The organism is Cupriavidus sp., from assembly GCF_057315035.1.
Genome location: NZ_DBHKYV010000037.1, coordinates 1 through 17,590 on the forward strand (window position 1 = coordinate 1; position 17,590 = coordinate 17,590).

Consider the following 17,590-nt stretch of genomic DNA (forward strand, 5'->3'; position numbering starts at 1 on the left):
GGCCAGCGGCTCAAATTGCGACAGTCGGCAAGCAGAACCTCATGCCCTCTCCCCCAGCCCCTCTCCCGCGGCGCGGGAGAGGGGAGAAAAAAAGAGGGGAGCCAAAACCCTCAGAGTTTCAGCGCGCCATAGAGCATCACGCCAGCGATTGGTGTTGATACCAGCGCGATCACCGCGCTCTGTTTCATCGTGGCCTGCAGCATCATCGCAAAGCCCAGCGCAAATGCCAGGAAGCCGATGACCGAAGCCACCAGTGCAGAGATGCCGGTCACCGGGCCACCGGCGATTTTTGCCAGTGCAGTACTGATGATTGCGTTGAAGAAAACCGCCAGGGCGACGGCTTTGAGCGACTCACCGAGGGTCGGGTCGTTGCCGGTAACCATGCGAGCCACGATCTTGACCACGAAGCCGATCACCACGATCAGCAGCACCATGCCGATCGTCACCTTGAGCGGCAAGATAAAGGCCATGAACAGGAACGCGGCGATCAGCAGCAGGTAGACAATCATCTTCGGTCGACAGAGTGGAAGGCGGGGCACACGCTATCACGTGGCTGCCACGTCCGCAGCAGCGCCGAAGTGGGGTATGCAACCTGATGCCACATACCCCGGGGTCGGGGCTTTTTACATGCCCGGCGGCGGGTTCACCGGAATCTGGTTGCGCAGGCTCAGGTTCATCACGTTCCAGCCGCGGATGGCGGCGATCGTGTACAACATCTGCGCGATTTCCTCTTCGCTGAAGTGCTCACGCAGTTCGGGATATACGGCGTCGGTGTCGTCACGATGCGGCAGGGCGTTGACCGCTTCGGCCCAGGCCAGCGCGACGCGTTCGCGGGCGTCGAAGAACGGTGCCTCGCGCCAGCCGGCGATCGCGTTCAGGTGGCGCGGGTCGACGCCTTGCTTGATCAGGTCGCGCCAGTGCATGTCGATGCAAACCCCGCAGCCATTGATCTGGGATACGCGCAACTGGATCAGTTCCACCAGGCGCTCGCCAAGTGGCCCAGTCTTGCAGGCCTGGGACAGCGCAATCAGGGCCTTCTGGTTCGGCAGGGCCAGCTTGAAGAAGTTGAGACGTGCAGACATGATGTTCACCTTTCGTCAGGTTGATGGAGGCGGATGCGGCAATCTGCATCCGTTTGTCCATAAGACGAACCGGCGAACGCGGTTGTGACAGGATTTCAGAAATAATTTCGCATCAGAGCTTGCCCTCGATCGTCTTGCGTTCGCGCCACATCTCCTGCACGAACGGATCGGTGATGCCATACAGGCCGTGGCCCTTGCGCATGATCAGGTTGGTGGCCATCAGTTCATTGACCAATGGTTGCGCTTCTTCCACCTTCACCTCGCGGCCGATGGCCTTTGAGTACTCAGCGGCGGCCTCGGCCGAAAACAGCCCCCGTGCGTCGCCTGCGGCCGAGGCGATGCGGTCGAAGATCGCCGTGGCCAGGCCACCCAACTGCTCCAGTTTCATCAGTTCGATATCGGCGGCGGCCGAGCGCAGCGTATTGGCGATGACGGGTAGGTGCTCGTCAGGGTTGCTGCCCTGGGGTAGATGGAAATGCAGCTGGCGCAGCGCCTTGATCATTTCCTCGGGCCGGTTGCCCAGTGTCTGGAATGCCTGCACAGCCACCTCGAGCGTCGGCAAGGACGCGAAACCCTCCGCCGAAAGCCGGTCGAGCAGGTAGGACACATATTCCTTGTCCAATACCGGGTAGGCCACCGACGTGGCGCCTGTGAACGCCTGGTTGCGCCGCGCCGTGAGTTCGCCCACCAGTGCACGGTGCGAGCCGGTGCCTACGAACAGGAAGTGCCCGGGCGTGTCGGGGCGTGGGTTGATGGCATCGCGCGCGGCCTTGAGCGCCAGCAGCATCTGGTTGCCTTCGTCCGAGGTAATGGCGTGCTGGACCTCGTCGACGATCAGTACGACATCGGTCCGGGCCTGATCGACGACCTCGCCAAGTGCCTGCGCCAACGTCGCGCCGCCAGCTTCACCGAGGTTTTCAAGTTTGAAGCCGAACTTGAAGCCAAACGCGCCGACATCGGCACCCGCAAGACGTTTGAGCTTGCGCGCGGCCGAACTGGACGGCGACTCAAGATCCAGCAGTGCTTTCTTGACCGCGGCAAGTATCAGTGCGGCCGGACTACGCTGGGTGTCGCTCCACAGGTCCACGTAGATCACGATGGCGCCAAGTTCTTCCAGCGCGGGTATCAGGTCGTTGCGCAGAAACGTGGTCTTGCCGATGCGCCTCAAGCCGGACAGGAACAGGCCGGAACGCAAGCCCTCATCGAGCACGCCCGGGTACAGCAGCTGTCGGGCCATCTGCATGGCGAGTCTGGGGCGACTGAATAGGTAGCTCATGAGGCACTTAGTCTGAATCATTGAATTTCAATAATTATAGGCTTTCCATAATTACAAGTAAAACGGCTCCCCAGAACGCTTTGAAAGTTTACTTAGCGCCACTTTTGTGGCGTTTCCCGGACATTAACGTATCAAGGCTGGCACAATGCGTCACACATCGATTCCGGATCGAAGAGCCATGAACCTGTCGCCCGCCATCCCCATCCTGCGCATTTTTTCCGTCGACAAGGCCAGGGAGTTCTACGTCGATTTCCTTGGCTTCACGGTCGACTGGCAGCATCGATTCGGTGAAGACTTCCCGCTCTACATGCAGGTGTCGCGTTCGGGGTTGACCTTGCACCTTAGCGAACACCACGGCGACGCCACACCGGGCTCGGCCGTCTATGTGCGGATCGACGACGTCGATAGCCTGCAGCAAGAGCTGATCGCCAAGCAGTACACCTATGCAAAGCCCGGTGTCGTAGAGGAGGATTGGGCGCGCCAGGTACGCATTACCGATCCGTTCGGCAACCGCCTCTGCTTCTCGCAGGAAAAGGACTGACCGGCCAGCGCCACCTCATTCGGCGGGAATCAGCGACGGATTCCAGACCACTTCCCAGAGGTTGCCATCCGGATCCTGGAAGTAGCCCGCATAGCCGCCATAGAACGTGTCTTGCGCCGGCTTGACGAGCTTGCCGCCGGCCTGGGCGACTTGCGCCATCACCTGGTCTACCTCGGCCTTGCTGCCGACGTTATGGCCAACCGAAAAGCCCGTGGGGCAGGGCGTGCCGAGCGGTAGTCCGGTATCCCACGCGAGGTTGTCGCGTGCCCACAATGCCAGCTTCAGCCCCGCCTGCAGCTCGAAGAACGCGACCGCGCCGTGCTCGAACTCCTTGCCGATGATGCCTTGCGTGGGCAGGCCCAGACCGTCGCGATAGAACGCGACGGCGCGCTCGAGATCGGTGACGCCAAGCGTCAGGACGGAAATGCGCGCTTTCATGACAACTCCTGCAACGGATTGGCGGGGGCTGGTATCTCTGCCCGGGTGGGTTCGGCCACGCGCACGTCGTGCAGCAGGACCGTGGCCTTGGCTACGGCGCGCGACAGCCGCGCAACCTCGTTGAGATGCTCGAACATGTCGTTGGCCAGGCGAAAGTTCACGACGTCGTCGGCGGTGCGCAACGGCAACGCGGCCATGATGCCTTGCCTGGCGGATGCCGCAAGATTCTCGATATCGGCCTTGGCCGCCACCATGCGTGCCACGTCCTCGGCGTCGGGATGGACGATCCGGTCCACGGCCTGCCCGAAATACCCGAGCACCGCCGTGGCCAGCGCCCCGGTCTGCGGATTGCGCAGTCGGTCGAGGTCCGCGCCTTGTGCCATCCGGCGCTGGCTCAATGCCAACATGCTGGTGGTGGCCACCTCGCGAATGGCGTCGAGACCGGCGGCAATGCGCGTAAGGTCCACCAGTTGCCGGCTTTCGTCTTCGGAATGATCACCATCGGAAAGTTTGCCGATATAGCCGAGGATGGCCGTGTTCAGCTCGTCAGCCGCGCGGTCGTGCTCGGCCAGCGCAACAATGTCGTGCGCGGTGCCACGCATGGCCGTGGCCGCGCTACGCTGGACCAGTTCCTGCACCTGCTTGCCAAGGTTTGCCAGTTCCAGCTGCACACGTGCAATGCCCAGTGCCGGCATGTCGAGCAGCGCTTCGTCCAGAAAGCGTGGCACGCCGGGATCGTGCAAGACCTTGCGCGACGACGGCGCAATGCGTTGGGCAAGCCAGCCGATCGGACCCGTGAACCAGATCAGCAGCGCGGTGCTGACCACGCTGAAGATGGTATGGGCGTTGGCGGCCTGGCGCGGCGTTTCGGCGGCCAGGCGTGCGGCACCGGTCAACTCCGGTGCGCTTGGCGACAGCATCCGCACCACATCCGCGAATTGCGGAATGATGAAGGCGAAGAACAGCACGCCCAGCATATTGAACAGCAGGTGTACCACCCCGACCTGCGTGGCCTCGGCGTTCTTGCCGATGGCGGCCAGTAGCGCCGTGCCGCAGGTACCGACATTGGCGCCAAGGATCAGGGCAATGCCGGATTCCAGCGGGATCAGCCCCTGGCTGCCCAGGGCGATCACAATGGCCAGCGTGGCCGCCGAGCTTTGCACGATCGCCGTGAAGACCGCGCCAATCAGGATGCCGAGCAGCGGGTTGCGCATGTCCTGCATTACGGCGATAAACGGCTCGTAGTTGCGCAGGGGCCGGGTAGCGTTGCCCATGAACTCGATGCCAAGGAACAGCAGGCCAAGGCCCAGCAGCACGCTGCCCAGTTGCCGCAGCAGCTCCTTTTTCGAGAATCCGTGCAGCAGGAAACCAGCCGCGAGCAGGTAGGGAATGATCGCCGAGATATTGAAGGCGATGATCTGCGCGGTCAGCGTGGAGCCGATATTGGCACCCATGATCACCGGAATCGACTGCGCCAGCGTCATCAGTCCGGCCGAAACAAAGCCAACCAGCAGGACCGTGGTGATGGTCGAGGAATTGAGTAGTGCGGTGATGCCGGCGCCGGCCAGCACGCCCCGCAAGCGGCTGGCGGTCAGGGTGCCGAGCAGCGATTGCAAGCGGGTCCCGGCGATGGCCTTCAGCGCGCCGGTCATGCAATCGAGGCCATACAGGAACAAGGCCAGCCCGCCAACCAGCAGGCCAACGATTTCAGGCAGGTTCAAAGAGGCACCGGGCTGCATGGTTTGGCATTCAGGACCACGGGGCTGCCATTGTACGGCGTGTCCGTGCGCGCGCCTATGGCCGTGGCCGCTGGCGGCAACGGACTTCGGAACCTGCGGTGTGCTACAGCGGCATGCCGATCAGCATGAGCGTGGCAGTCGTACGCCCGACCCCGACCAGGCGGTGCAGGTACTGCTCCAACACCCGTCCGGCACGCGCCAATGAACCGTTGCCATGCAGTTCGCGCTTGAGTCGCCACCATACCCGCAGCGGCAGACGGACCGCGCGCGGTACCTCGTTGCGGCAGAAGGCAACCTTGCGCACGTAATGGTCCACCTCCCAGAGCCATGACGACCCGCACGGAAAATAGCCCACATCGCCAGCGTTGAGCGTATGGCTTGTGCCATGGCAGTCGGTGACCCGCACGCTGCCCTCCAGGATCACGACCACTTCATCGATGCTGTAGTGCCATTCGAACGTGCTGCGCGTGCAATCCCAGACCATGGTCCAGGCCAGGCCGTCCGCGGTGGTGGAGTGTTCGTTGCAGCGCGTCACGGGGGTGCCGCTGCGTATCCATGCCGGCTCGATCGGACATGGGCTATCGGGCCAGCCTTGAACAGGTTGGAATGTGCCGGACTGGCGCAGGTCATGCGGCGTATCGCCCATGGTGGACTTCTCCCGTCGATCCGTTGGCATGGCCGCATGTTTCCCGAATGTGACAGATGGCTATATGCGGAATCGCACAAAACGGACCCAAGCGGACCAAAGCGGACGGGCGGGAGGGCAAAAAAAGAACCCGCCTGACAGGGATGCAGGCGGGCTTGCAGGGGGAGGTTGAAAAGGACGGGTCAGGTCCTGAGAAGAATCGTAGAGTGCGGCACATCGCCCGGCTGTAGGTCTTTGTCTGATTTTGCATTTCTAGCATTTTGTGTGCAGCTTTGCTGTCAATATGCCTGCGGTGCATGACTGGCAGCGGGTTAATCCCAACCGGTCATCAATGGAGAAGGCTGGTGCTTCACTCCGGAAGCCGCTACGATGTGTCTTATGCAACCAGTTGCATAAAAAACTAAACCAAGGAGACCCGCATGGACGTTCAAGGCCTGATACCCGCCGCTCAGCAAACGCTGGACACCTGGCATCAATTGCTGGAGCGCAATGCCATGGAGGAGTTGGATCCGCTGCTGTCAGACCGGATCGTGTTCCGCTCGCCCGTGGCACATAGCCCGTATCCGGGGCGCGCGGCAATCAAGCTGGTGCTGAAGACCGTGAACACGGTCTTTCAGAATTTCACCTATCACCGCGTGTTTGCCACGGCAGACGGACAGGGCGTGGTGCTGGAGTTCAGTGCGGAGATCGATGGCAAGGCGTTGAAAGGCATCGACATGCTGCGCTTTGACGAGGCCGGCAAGATCGAGGAGTTCGAAGTCATGGTGCGGCCGATGTCCGGGCTGCATGCGCTGGCCGAGGCCATGGGCGCAAAGCTGGCTTCGCAGCAGGCCGTACTGAAGGGGGGAAAGTAAGATCGTTGGCCGCTAGGCGGGAGCACCTGCTACCGCGATACCGGCCGGGTTCAGTTCGAGAGTCACCACCCGTAGCGTGGCGTCGTCCGCGCAGATCGTGTCGGTGAAGCCGAGCCGATGGGCCAGCCCGCGCATCGCGGTGTTGGAGGCCAGCACATAGCCCTCCATCATATGAAAGCCGCCGGCGCGGGCTGCCTCGATCAGGGTTTGCATCAGCACCCGCGCTAGTCCCTGCGCATGCCAGCCGTCGAGCAGGGTCACGGCAAACTCGCAGGCATCGCGGCCCGCAATCGCGGTATAGCTGGCACCGCCGACCAGTTCGCCGGTCTTGTCGGGATTCGCCACCGCCACCAGCGTGCATTCGCGTCCGGGCTGCGGGTGCACGACATGGTCGAGCAGCGCTTCGGGCAGGTCCTTCATCATGGCCATGAAGCGCGTGTAGCGCGAATCGTCGGAAAGCAGCTGAAACGCGTCGAGCACGCCGGCCTTGTCGTCTGCGCGAATCTGGCGCAACAGTATTTGCTGTCCGTTGCGCAAGGTCACGCGCGCCGGGAGTTGGGGCATGGAGCAGGGCAGCGGGGCGGGGTCGGCAGGCATCGGCGGGGTCCGGTAGTCGGCGTGATGTCATGGTAGGCAAGCGCCGTGCATGCGCCAAGCCTCAAGCCGAGCAAAAAGTAGCCGTTAAGGCACTGCATCAAGATGATACCGGTGCTTGTATGGTTGCCATTTCCTCAGTGGGCTCGCAAAGCCTGATCGCGCAGCAGCAGACCGCAGCCAGCCAGGCTGCCACATCCGCCGCCTCGACCCCGGTCGCTCCAGTCGCCAGCACGGCATCGGCATCACCGTCGACGGTGGTTACGCTGGGCCAGTCGAGCGTATCGCCAACCTATTCCGCCGTCCAGACCGCCCCGACGCCGGTTTGGGAAAGCGCGCCGAACGACCTGGTTTCGCTGCGCATGGCAGGCAATATGTCGGCCTCGAAGTTGTCCGGCCGCTTTGGCGGCCTTGGCGCGACGCTGCTCGATCAGGTCAGGGATGGCGGCTCCAGTTTCTCGCAGGCGGTGATCCAGTTGGCGCCGGGGACCTCGGTCGATACGGTGTCCGCAACGGATTTCCATACGCAGGCCGCCAATGAGATCAAGCTGACTATCACCACGCGCGGCGGTGCCACGGTTGGCATCACGCTAGGCAGCGATGGCGATCGACTGGCCGTGAAACTGTCGGTCAGCGACGGCGAGCTCAGTGATACGGAACGGGCGGCAATCGGCAAGCTGGCGCAGTCGTTCCAGCAATCGATCGACGCGTTGAGTGAAGTGCCGCCACGGCTCGACATCTCCGGCCTGACGCAGTACGACAGCACCGCGCTGGCATCTGTGAAGTTGCAGGCCAGCGTTGCCGTCGGCAACAACCAGGTGCAGACCGTCGAATTCCAGGCCGACGACCAGCAACGCTCGGTCACGTCGACCGGTCCGACCGGCACGCTGAAACTGAGCGTCGACATGGCCAACGCGGCGATTTTTGGCACGCCCGCACAGCAGGCCAAGGCCGTCAGCAAGTATCTGCAGCAGTTTGACGACGCCAGGTCGCGAGGCCAGGGCGATGCCGCGCTGATGAGCATGTTCAAGGACGCGTTCAGTGCCTTGCACAGCCACTACAACACGGCCACCACGCAGCAGTCGCGCTTTACGCTCAGCAAGGGCGATCACGGCATGCTGACGGGGCTGGCCGATTTCTCGGCATCCGTCACCCAGACGCCCACCTCAAGCAATCCGTTGCGGACCGACGAAGTCGATTCATTCGCCTACAAGGTTTCGCAGGATACGCAGTTGCAGGGCCGCAGCCAGGCGGATCGCGCCGTGACACAGCAACAGCAGTCGAGCCTCGATGCGAGTTTCCATCGCGCGTTGTCCGCGGATGCAAAACTGTCCCTGACCGAAAGCAAGTATTCGCAGAGCTATTACTACGACCAGATCCACGACAGCGCCAGCAGCCAGAGCCAGTTCGCCTATCGCAAGGGCAAGCTGGTCAGCGCCACGTTGACGCAATCGGCCCAGCAGTCGCAACGCACCCAGAAGTACGTGATTGGCGAACTGGAGTCGGATACCACAACGCCCACGTCGCGCACCCGTACCGTCGACGTGCTGGCGCTGGTCAAGGCGGCCGAGAAGGACAGCCGCGACGGCTTGCGCGGCAATCAGCAGGTGCAGGAGAACGTCCTGGCCGGCATGGAGGACAAGGTCATGCTGGAGCCGCATACGTCAGCGCTGCTGGGCTGATCCTCCAGCCCTCTGGCGCATCCGGCCGGCTGGCAGGCAGCCCAGCAACACCTCGAAGGCTGGCCCGATGTCCTCTTCGGGCACCGACGCATAGCCAAGCAGCAATCCCTTCTGCACGGGTTTGCCAAGGTAGTAGCGCGAGAGCGGGCGTACCACGATACCCCTGGCGCGGGCTGCCGCGGTAATGGCCACGTCGTCCGCATCGTCGGGCAGGCGCAGCACAAGGTGCAGGCCGGCATTGCTGCCGTGCGTGTTCAGTGCCGAGGGGCCCAGGTAACGTTCGACCAGTGCGGCCAGCACCGCGCGCCGCCTGGCATAGAGCGGCCGCATGCGTCGAATATGCGCCGCGTAGTCGCCAGCCTGCATGAATTCCGCAAAGGTGGCCTGCGTCATCAGGTGGCCCGCGCGGTAGAGCTCGGCGTGGGCGGTCTGGAACGCGTCGGCCAACGGGCGCGGCAATACCAGATAGCCCATGCGCAAGCCGGGGTATAGCGTCTTGCTGAACGTGCCGATGTAGATCACCGGCGCGTCGGCTTCCATGCCTTGCAGCGACGGAATCGGCTGGCCCGAGAAACGGAACTCGCTGTCGTAGTCGTCTTCCACGATCCAGCTGCCGTTCTGCCGTGCAAATTCCAGCAGCGCACGCCGCCGCCTCAGGCTCATGACCGCCCCGAGCGGATACTGGTGCGAGGGCGTGACAAAGATAAAGCGCGGCGCAGGCTGGTCTCGGTCATTCTCCGATGTAGGAAGCGTCAAGCCCTCATCGTCCACTGGCATCGGCCTCATGCCGATATCGCTGACCTGCAGCACGCCGCGAATGCCCCAGTAACTCGGTTCTTCCACCCATGCCTGATCGCCGGGCGATCCCAGCAGCCGAACCACCAGGTCGATGGCCTGATGGATGCCTTCGGTGATCAGCACCTGTGCGGCATCGCAGCGCACCGAGCGTGCCACGCGCAGGTGCGCCGCCACGGCCTCACGCAAGGCGGGCAGGCCGCCCCCGTGGCTATAGCTGAGCCATTCCGGTTGCGGTTGTCGCCACAGCCGCGCCGAAATCTGGGCATAGCGCCGATGTGGAAACCGCCTGAGGTCAGGCACACCGGGCATGAATGCACCCCATTGCGTGGGCGATGCCGACGCGTTCGCCAACAGTTGCTGGCCTCTTGGCGAGATGCCCGGCATGGCGCGTGGCGCTGACTCGGTGACGGTCTCGGCAGTGGCGTTGAGATAGCTTTCCGGCGCCGTGTCGGCCACAAAGGTACCGCTGCCGGTACGCGCGCGCAGATAGCCTTCGGCCAGCAACTGCTCGTACGCAAACATCACCGTATTGCGCGACAACCCCAACTCGGCTGCCAGGTCACGCTGCGGCGGCAGCCGCGTGGCCGGCGCCAGGCTGCCATCGAGAATCGCGCCCCGGATACATGCGTAGAGCCCCCGGTTCAAGGGCTTGCCGAACGCGGCCAGGCCCTCGGGTCCCAGGCGCTGGAGCAACAGGTCACCGCAGATCGATTTCAATTGGCACCATTGGATTTATCAAAGTGGCGCTGGATTGTAGAGCCAAATCTGATGAAATGTGCAACATCGCTGTGCCATTGATTGCTCCACGACCATGAAAAATATCGAACTGAATCAACGCCGTGCCCTTGCCACACCACGCGGTGTCGGCGTGATGTGTGATTTCTATGCGGACCGTGCCGAGAACGCGACGCTGTGGGACGTGGAAGGCCGTGCCTACACCGACTTTGCCGCCGGCATCGCGGTGCTCAATACCGGGCACCGCCATCCACGCGTGATGCAGGCGGTGGCCGCGCAGCTCGAACGCTTTACGCACACCGCGTATCAGGTGGTGCCGTACCAGAGCTATGTGGCGCTGGCCGAGCGCATCAACGCACTGGTGCCAATCACGGGCCTGAACAAGACCGCGCTGTTCACGACGGGCGCCGAAGCCGTGGAAAACGCCATCAAGATCGCGCGTGCCCATACCGGCCGCGCCGGCGTGATCGCGTTTTCGGGTGCGTTTCATGGGCGCACGCTGCTCGGCATGGCGCTGACCGGCAAGGTGGTGCCGTATAAGGTGGGTTTTGGCCCGTTTCCGTCGGACATCTACCACGCGCCGTTCCCGAACCCATTGCACGGCATTACCACCGAGCAAGCGTTGCAGGCGCTGGACAACCTGTTCAGGTCCGATATCGATCCACAACGCGTAGCGGCGATCATCGTTGAACCCGTACAGGGCGAGGGCGGCTTCCTGCCCGCGCCAACGGAATTCATGCGAGGCCTGCGCGCGGTGTGCGACAAGCACGGCATCGTGCTGATTGCCGACGAAGTGCAAACCGGATTCGGCCGCACCGGCAAGCTGTTCGCGATGTCGCACCACGACGTGCAGCCCGACCTGATCACCATGGCCAAGAGCCTGGCTGGCGGCATGCCGCTGTCCGCCGTATCTGGCCGCGCAGAGATCATGGATGCCCCGCTGCCGGGCGGCCTCGGTGGTACCTATGCCGGCAACGCGCTGGCCGTGGCCGCCGCGCATGCGGTGATCGACACCATCGAAGCCGAGCAACTGTGCGAGCGCGCCGCCGCCCTGGGTGCGCAACTGCAGGAACACCTGAACCACCTGCGCAAGCAATGTCCGGCGCTGGCCGAGGTGCGCGGGCTCGGTTCGATGATTGCGGCCGAATTCTGCGATCCCGCCACCGGCGCACCCAGTGCCGATCACGCCAAACGCGTGCAGGAGCGCGCGCTGCAGGCCGGACTGCTGCTGTTGACATGCGGCAGCTACGGCAACGTGATCCGCTTCCTGTACCCGCTCACGATTCCGCAGGACCAGTTCGACGCAGCGCTGGCAACGCTGGCGCAGGCATTGACCGCATAGCCCAAACAAACGAGAACGCCGGGCACCTCGACGGTGCCCCGGCACCAGGAGACAACGCCAGCCCCATTCGCACCGGCAAGACCAGAACCAAACCGGTGCGCAAGCCACGCAAACTTCGACACGCCGAAGGGGGCGGCAGGGGCTCGCGTCGCACATGCCGCAATGCCCGTGGCACGCAAATTGCGGAATGAAGAGGGCCATTCGCAGCGCATTTGCCGAGGATGGTCTTCATTCGAATCAACGAGGGTACAAGATATGCGTTTCAGTTTCTCTTCTTTCCGGGCACCGGTCGGGGCACTACTGTCAGTCACGCTCCTGGCCGCATCGTCGCTGGCCATGGCCCAGGGTGCGCGCGACTGGCCCACGCAGCCAGTGCGTATCGTGGTGCCGTTCCAGGCCGGCTCGGCCACCGACCTGATCACGCGGCAGTTGGGCGCGGGCTTGTCGAAGGAGTACGGCCAGACGTTCGTGGTGGAAAACCGCCCCGGTGCGGCAGCCATGATCGGCAGCGAAGCCGCCGCGCGGGCGCCCGGCGATGGCTACACGCTGCTGATGTCGGGGCCGGCGTCGATGGTGACCAACCGGTTCCTGTACAAGAAGCTGAGCTACGATCCGGACGCCTTCGAGAAGGTTGCCGTGGTGGCCATCACGCCGAACATCCTGCTGTCGAATCCGTCGCTGCCGTTCAAGACCCTGCCCGAGATGGTGGCCTATGCCAAGGCCAATCCGGGCAAGCTCAGCTACGCGTCGTTCGGCACCGGCACCACCTCGCATATCGCCGGTGAAATGCTCAAGGCCGCCGCGGGCATCGATATCGTCCATATCCCGTACAAGGGCGCGGGCGAGGCCATTCCTGCGTTGCTGTCGGGCCAGGTATCGATGTACTTCGACACCATCATGACCGGCCTGCCATATGTGAAGGCCGGCAAGCTGCGCGCGCTGGGCATGTCCACCGCCAAGCGCTCGCCACAGGCGCCAGAGATCCCGACCATTGCCGAACAGGGTTATGCCGGATTCGATATCGCGCCGTGGTACGGCATTGTGGCCCCCAAGGGTACGCCGGCCGATGTGGTTGGCAAGCTCAATACGTCGATCAACAAGCTGCTGAGCACGCCGGACTTCCGCGAGAAGCTGGCCGTGACCGGTGCCGAACCGCGCGGCGGCAGCGTCTCCGATTTCAACACGATGATTGGCGCGGAAATTCCCCGCACCGAGAAGCTCGTCAAGCAATCGGGCGTGACCCTGCAGTAAGTGCTTCATGCCACGGTGCCAGTGGCACTCTTGCATCCTCGCACCGTGGCGCCATTTTCATCTTCCTTACCTGATTTCCCATGTTGCCTTTCGACTGGTCGTTCCCGTATCCCTCCCAGAAAATGCCGCTGCTGGCCGCCAATGCCGTCAGCACCAGCCAGCCGCTGGCCGCGCAGGCTGGCCTGCGCATGCTGTACGAAGGCGGCAATGCCATCGACAGCGCCATTGCGAGTGCGATTGCGCTGACAGTGGTGGAACCCGTCATGAACGGTATCGGCGGCGACATGTTCGCGCTGGTCTGGCACGAAGGGCAACTGTACGGACTGAATTCAAGCGGCCGCGCGCCAGCACGCTGGACCCCCGAGTATTTCGCGGGCCGCGATCGCATGCCGTCCGTCGGGTGGGATACCGTGACCGTGCCGGGTCAGGTGGCAGGCTGGAAAGCGTTGTCCGCGCGCTTCGGCAAGCTGCCGTTCGCACGCCTGTTTGCCCCGGCCATCGAGTATGCGGAGCAGGGCTTCCTGGTGTCGCCGCAGATCGCGCGCCAGTGGGCCGCGCAGGTGCCGGTGCTGCGCGAACAACCGGGCTTTGCCGCCGCGTTCATGCGCGATGGCCGCGCGCCGGTGGCCGGTGAGCGTTGGCGTTTTCCGGAGCAGGCCGCCACGCTGCGCAAGATCGCCGAAAGCGATGGTGAGAGCTTCTACAAGGGCGAACTTGCGGCACGCATCGTCGCGTTCGCCGAGGAAACCGGCGGGGCGATTCGCGGCGACGATCTGGCCGCGCATACACCGTCATGGGTCACGCCGATCAGCCAGGATTTCCGTGGCTATACGCTGCACGAGATTCCGCCGAACGGGCAGGGCATCGCCGCGCTGATCGGCCTGGGTATCCTCGATCGGTTTGACCTCGAAGGCATGGGTGTCGATAGCCCGGACTTCTATCACGTCAGCATCGAGGCCATGAAACTGGCGTTTGCCGACCTGCATCGCCATGTGTCCGATCCGGCGACGATGCGGCATACGGCGGCCGAATTGCTTGATCCGGCCTACCTTGCGGAACGTGCCGCGCTGATCGACCTGAAGCGCGCTGGCACGCCCTCGGCCGGCACGCCGAAGACTGGCGGCACCGTCTATCTGGCGGCTGCGGATGCGGCAGGATCGATGGTGTCGTTTATCCAGTCGAACTATCGTGGCTTTGGCTCGGGTGTGGTGGTGCCGGGCACCGGTATCTCGCTGCATAACCGTGGCGAGGGCTTCAACCTGAAGCCGGGCCATGCCAATTGCGTGGCCCCGGGCAAGCAACCGATGCATACCATCATCCCCGGCTTTGTCACGCGCAATGGCGCACCGGTGATGGCTTTCGGCGTGATGGGTGGGTCGATGCAGGCGCAGGGCCATGTGCAGATGATGGCGCGACTGGCCGCATTCGGACAGAACCCGCAGGCCATGAGCGATGCACCGCGCTTCCGCGTGGAGCATGGACCGGTGGTCAATGTGGAAGCGCATCTGCCTGCCGACGTGGTGGCCACATTGCGTGAGCGCGGCCACCGCGTAGAGGTGGCGCCGCGTGACAGCCTGGAATTCGGTTCCGCGCAATTGATCTACAAGGCCGCGCACGGATACGTTGCCGCGTCTGATTCGCGACGCGATGGACAGGCAGTGGGCTACTGACGCGGGCTGCGCACGCAGAAGGAATCGGAGCGCTACATGCAGTATCCTGTGTCGCTACCGACAATCTTCACAGGAGCGCCCGATGACGGTGATCGTGCTGGCAGTAGACGGTTCGGCCCACAGCCTTGGCGCTGCGTCCTGGGTGGCAGACACCCGGGCGCTGGCCACGCCGCGCGTGGTCCATGTATTGCATGTTTCGCCGATGCTGGGCCGCACCGGTTTCAGTGCGGTCGACTTCGAACAGGAGAACCGTGAGTCGGCGCGCCTGGCATTCGAAGGCGCACGTCGCATACTCGACGGCCATGCCGACGAAATCCATGATCACTGGCTACGCGGCGACGCCGCCGATTCGATTGCCGGTTTCGCCGCGGAACATGGCGCCGACCTCGTGGTGCTTGGCGCCAAGGGCATCGGCGCCCTCAAGGCCGCGCTGACTGGGTCGGTCGTTTCGAAGGTTGTGGCGCAGTCGTCGGTCCCCACGATTGTGGTGAATGCCAAGGATGCGGAGACCCATCCATAAGTGGCAGAGCCTGCGGTGACATCACCGGTTTTTCCCCCGTTTGGGTATTGAAGGGTCCAACTTCAGGCCACTGTCCGGCCGGTCTGGCGCTGCCTAGACTTCGACCGGAAGTTCGGCCAGGGCCCCCACTGTGGCCCAAGGGAGGACCGGCATGGCAACCGAAACACTCCGGGTTGGCGATATCGGACCAGCCGTCTTGCGTCTGCAAAACCGGCTCAAGGAGCTGGGCTTCAGTCCCGGCGTTATCGATGGCGAGTTTGGCCAAGGTACGGCGGCGGCAGTGATCGGTTTCCAGCGCAGCGAGAACCTGCTGGCCGATGGCATTGCCGGGCCTCGCACGCTGACCGCGATGGGCCTGCTGGCCGACAACACGCTGCCTGATGCGACCGGTAACGTGACGGTACAGATTGTCAGCCAGATGTTCCCGCAGACGCCGCTGGCCAATATCAAGACCAACCTGCCGTTTGTATTGCAGGGGCTGCTTGACCACCAACTGCGCGACAAGCCGATGATCCTGATGGCGCTGGCCACGATCCGCGCGGAGACCGAGAGTTTTCGTCCCATCAATGAAGGGATCTCGCGCTTCAATACATCGTCGACCGGACACCAGTTCGACCTGTATGACAGTCGCCGCGATCTTGGCAACAAGGGCAGGCCGGATGGCGCCAGCTACCGGGGGCGTGGCTTTGTGCAACTGACGGGGCGTCATAACTACACCACGTATGGTCCGCGCCTGTCGCCGCGCGAAGACCTGGTCAACCAGCCCGAACGCGCCAACGATCCCACCGTGGCAGCGGCGTTGCTGGCCATGTTTATCGGCGATCGGGAACTGTCGATCAAGGACGCATTGCTGAGCGGCAACTTCCAGGCAGCGCGGCGGCTGGTCAATGGCGGTGTCCATGGCCTCGACCGCTTTGTGGATGCGTACCAGCGTGGCGATGCCCTGATGCCCGACTGAGCCGGACATGGTGGGTCTCGTCTTGGCACTGCCTATAATCGATCGACTACCTTGCCGGGAGCCTATCGATGACCACTTCCGATCACTTCGACGCGATCCTGATTGGCACCGGTCAGGCCGCTCCCGCCCTGGCCAATCGCCTGACCGCCGCCGGCATGTCGGTGGCGGTCATCGAGCGCGAGCTGGTGGGCGGGACTTGCGTGAACGTTGGCTGCACGCCTACCAAGGCGATGGTGGCAAGCGCCTATGTGGCGCGCATGGCGGCACGCGCGTCAGAGTATGGCGTAGTGTTGCCGGGCGCACCGCATATCGACATGCCTGCAGTACGCGACCGCGTGCAGGCGATCATCGCCAAAAGCCGCAACGGCGTCACACGCTGGATCGAGGGCATGCCACGGGCCACGCTGATCCGCGGCCACGCGCGTTTCGAAGGTCCGCATACCGTGCGGGTCGACCAGCGATTGCTGACGGCCGAGCGGATCTTTATCAACGTCGGCGGCCGTGCCCTGGTACCGGAAGCGATTCATGGATTGCCGCAGACCCCACATCTGACCAATGTCGACATGGTGGCTTTGGACACCGTGCCGCGCCACCTGATCGTGGTGGGCGGCAGCTATATCGGACTCGAATTCGCGCAGGTATACCGCAGGTTTGGCGCCGAAGTCACGCTCGTCGAACGCGGGCCACGCCTGATTGCACGTGAGGACGAAGAAGTATCGACCCAGGTGCAACAGATTCTTGAGGCCGAAGGTATTGCTGTGCGTACCAACGCGAACTGCATCACGGTCAGCCGGCATGCAGATGGCGTGCAGGTGGGTGTCGACTGCGCATCCGGCGAGCCTGCGGTGGTGGGCAGCCATGTGCTGGTGGCGGTCGGGCGACTCCCCAATACCGACGATCTTGGCCTCGACAAGGCCGGCGTTCAAACCGATGCGCACGGCAATATCGTGGTCGATGACCAGTTGCGCACCAACGTCGATGGTATCTGGGCGCTGGGCGACTGCAATGGCCGCGGCGCGTTCACGCATACCGCCTACAACGACTTCGAGATCGTCGCCGCCAATCTGCTGGATGGCGAACAGCGTTCGGTGGCCGACCGCATCCCCGTCTATGCGTTGTTTATCGATCCGCCGCTCGGACGGGTCGGCATGACCGAGGCGCAGGCACGCGCAGCCGGACACAGCGTGCGAATCGGCAAGCGGCCGATGACCCGCGTGATGCGGGCTGTCGAGAAAGGAGAGGCGCAGGGATCGATGCGCGTGGTGGTCGACGCCAAAACCGAGCGTATTCTCGGCGCCGCCATCTTTGGGCCCGGCGGAGACGAGGCCGTGCACTTCGTGCTGTCGGCAATGGCCGCGCAAGCCCCGTATACACAGCTTGCGCGGACCATGGCGATCCATCCCACGGTGTCGGAACTGATTCCCACGATCTTGGGCGAGTTGTCGGCGCCATAGGCCCGACGTC

General features: G+C 63.5%; 17 protein-coding genes. 9 read left to right on the forward strand and 8 right to left on the reverse strand.

Annotated elements, in window-relative coordinates; all coding sequences use genetic code 11:
• Positions 1–110: 110 nt before the first annotated feature.
• From ACO550_RS30825 to ACO550_RS30835, 3 genes are all read right to left on the reverse strand, one after another.
• The gene (locus ACO550_RS30825) at positions 111–509 is read right to left on the reverse strand and encodes a hypothetical protein (protein ID WP_315595669.1); all 399 of its coding nucleotides are present in this window, start codon (positions 507–509) and stop codon (positions 111–113) included.
• Positions 510–623: 114 nt separating this feature from the next.
• Positions 624–1,082, reverse strand: coding sequence for a carboxymuconolactone decarboxylase family protein (locus ACO550_RS30830; RefSeq protein ID WP_315595670.1), 459 nt, complete (start codon positions 1,080–1,082; stop codon positions 624–626).
• Positions 1,083–1,194: 112 nt separating this feature from the next.
• Positions 1,195–2,325, reverse strand: a complete 1,131-nt coding sequence (locus ACO550_RS30835) for an ATP-binding protein (RefSeq protein WP_485995065.1) — start codon at positions 2,323–2,325, stop codon at positions 1,195–1,197.
• A gap of 211 nt (positions 2,326–2,536) precedes the next feature.
• Here ACO550_RS30835 and ACO550_RS30840 point away from each other — a divergent pair, with 211 nt between their 5' ends.
• Entirely contained in the window at positions 2,537–2,899 is a 363-nt protein-coding gene (locus ACO550_RS30840; RefSeq protein ID WP_315595672.1) for a glyoxalase superfamily protein, read from the forward strand.
• A 15-nt stretch (positions 2,900–2,914) separates the two neighbouring features.
• Here the strand turns inward: ACO550_RS30840 and ACO550_RS30845 are convergent, their stop codons facing one another.
• The 3 genes from ACO550_RS30845 to ACO550_RS30855 all read right to left on the reverse strand — a co-directional run bounded on the left by ACO550_RS30845 (position 2,915) and on the right by ACO550_RS30855 (position 5,752).
• Positions 2,915–3,337: a VOC family protein gene (locus ACO550_RS30845; protein ID WP_315595673.1), complete on the reverse strand. Its 423-nt coding sequence runs from the start codon at positions 3,335–3,337 to the stop codon at positions 2,915–2,917.
• Positions 3,334–5,076, reverse strand: a complete 1,743-nt coding sequence (locus tag ACO550_RS30850; protein WP_315595674.1) for a Na/Pi cotransporter family protein — start codon at positions 5,074–5,076, stop codon at positions 3,334–3,336. Before ACO550_RS30850 ends, ACO550_RS30845 begins: the two co-directional genes overlap by 4 nt.
• A gap of 103 nt (positions 5,077–5,179) precedes the next feature.
• The gene (locus ACO550_RS30855) at positions 5,180–5,752 is read right to left on the reverse strand and encodes a cupin domain-containing protein (RefSeq protein WP_315595675.1); all 573 of its coding nucleotides are present in this window, start codon (positions 5,750–5,752) and stop codon (positions 5,180–5,182) included.
• Positions 5,753–6,141: 389 nt separating this feature from the next.
• Between ACO550_RS30855 and ACO550_RS30860 the strand changes: the two genes are divergently transcribed.
• Positions 6,142–6,576, forward strand: coding sequence for a nuclear transport factor 2 family protein (locus tag ACO550_RS30860; RefSeq protein WP_315595676.1), 435 nt, complete (start codon positions 6,142–6,144; stop codon positions 6,574–6,576).
• A 12-nt stretch (positions 6,577–6,588) separates the two neighbouring features.
• On the opposite strand, the gene ACO550_RS30865 is transcribed toward ACO550_RS30860, so the two are convergent.
• Positions 6,589–7,140, reverse strand: a complete 552-nt coding sequence (locus ACO550_RS30865; RefSeq protein ID WP_315595677.1) for a GNAT family N-acetyltransferase — start codon at positions 7,138–7,140, stop codon at positions 6,589–6,591.
• Positions 7,141–7,292: 152 nt separating this feature from the next.
• Between ACO550_RS30865 and ACO550_RS30870 the strand changes: the two genes are divergently transcribed.
• On the forward strand, positions 7,293–8,852 hold the full coding sequence (locus ACO550_RS30870; RefSeq protein ID WP_315595678.1) for a hypothetical protein: 1,560 nt from the start codon (positions 7,293–7,295) through the stop codon (positions 8,850–8,852).
• Here the strand turns inward: ACO550_RS30870 and pdxR are convergent.
• Positions 8,835–10,367, reverse strand: coding sequence for a MocR-like pyridoxine biosynthesis transcription factor PdxR (gene pdxR / locus ACO550_RS30875; protein ID WP_315595679.1), 1,533 nt, complete (start codon positions 10,365–10,367; stop codon positions 8,835–8,837). The genes ACO550_RS30870 and pdxR overlap by 18 nt on opposite strands.
• A gap of 94 nt (positions 10,368–10,461) precedes the next feature.
• Between pdxR and ACO550_RS30880 the strand changes: the two genes are divergently transcribed.
• The 6 genes from ACO550_RS30880 to ACO550_RS30905 all read left to right on the forward strand — a co-directional run bounded on the left by ACO550_RS30880 (position 10,462) and on the right by ACO550_RS30905 (position 17,580).
• Positions 10,462–11,727, forward strand: a complete 1,266-nt coding sequence (locus ACO550_RS30880; RefSeq protein ID WP_315595680.1) for a 4-aminobutyrate--2-oxoglutarate transaminase — start codon at positions 10,462–10,464, stop codon at positions 11,725–11,727.
• 255 nt (positions 11,728–11,982) lie between these two features.
• Complete coding sequence (locus tag ACO550_RS30885; RefSeq protein ID WP_315595681.1) at positions 11,983–12,978, forward strand: tripartite tricarboxylate transporter substrate-binding protein; 996 nt, start codon at positions 11,983–11,985, stop codon at positions 12,976–12,978.
• An 80-nt stretch (positions 12,979–13,058) separates the two neighbouring features.
• Positions 13,059–14,648 (forward strand): gamma-glutamyltransferase, encoded by a 1,590-nt coding sequence (locus tag ACO550_RS30890; protein ID WP_315595682.1) that lies wholly within the window; start codon positions 13,059–13,061, stop codon positions 14,646–14,648.
• An 82-nt stretch (positions 14,649–14,730) separates the two neighbouring features.
• On the forward strand, positions 14,731–15,168 hold the full coding sequence (locus tag ACO550_RS30895; RefSeq protein WP_315595683.1) for a universal stress protein: 438 nt from the start codon (positions 14,731–14,733) through the stop codon (positions 15,166–15,168).
• A 151-nt stretch (positions 15,169–15,319) separates the two neighbouring features.
• Entirely contained in the window at positions 15,320–16,126 is an 807-nt protein-coding gene (locus tag ACO550_RS30900; RefSeq protein ID WP_315595684.1) for a peptidoglycan-binding protein, read from the forward strand.
• A gap of 68 nt (positions 16,127–16,194) precedes the next feature.
• Positions 16,195–17,580, forward strand: coding sequence for an FAD-containing oxidoreductase (locus ACO550_RS30905; protein WP_315595685.1), 1,386 nt, complete (start codon positions 16,195–16,197; stop codon positions 17,578–17,580).
• Positions 17,581–17,590: the final 10 nt, after the last annotated feature.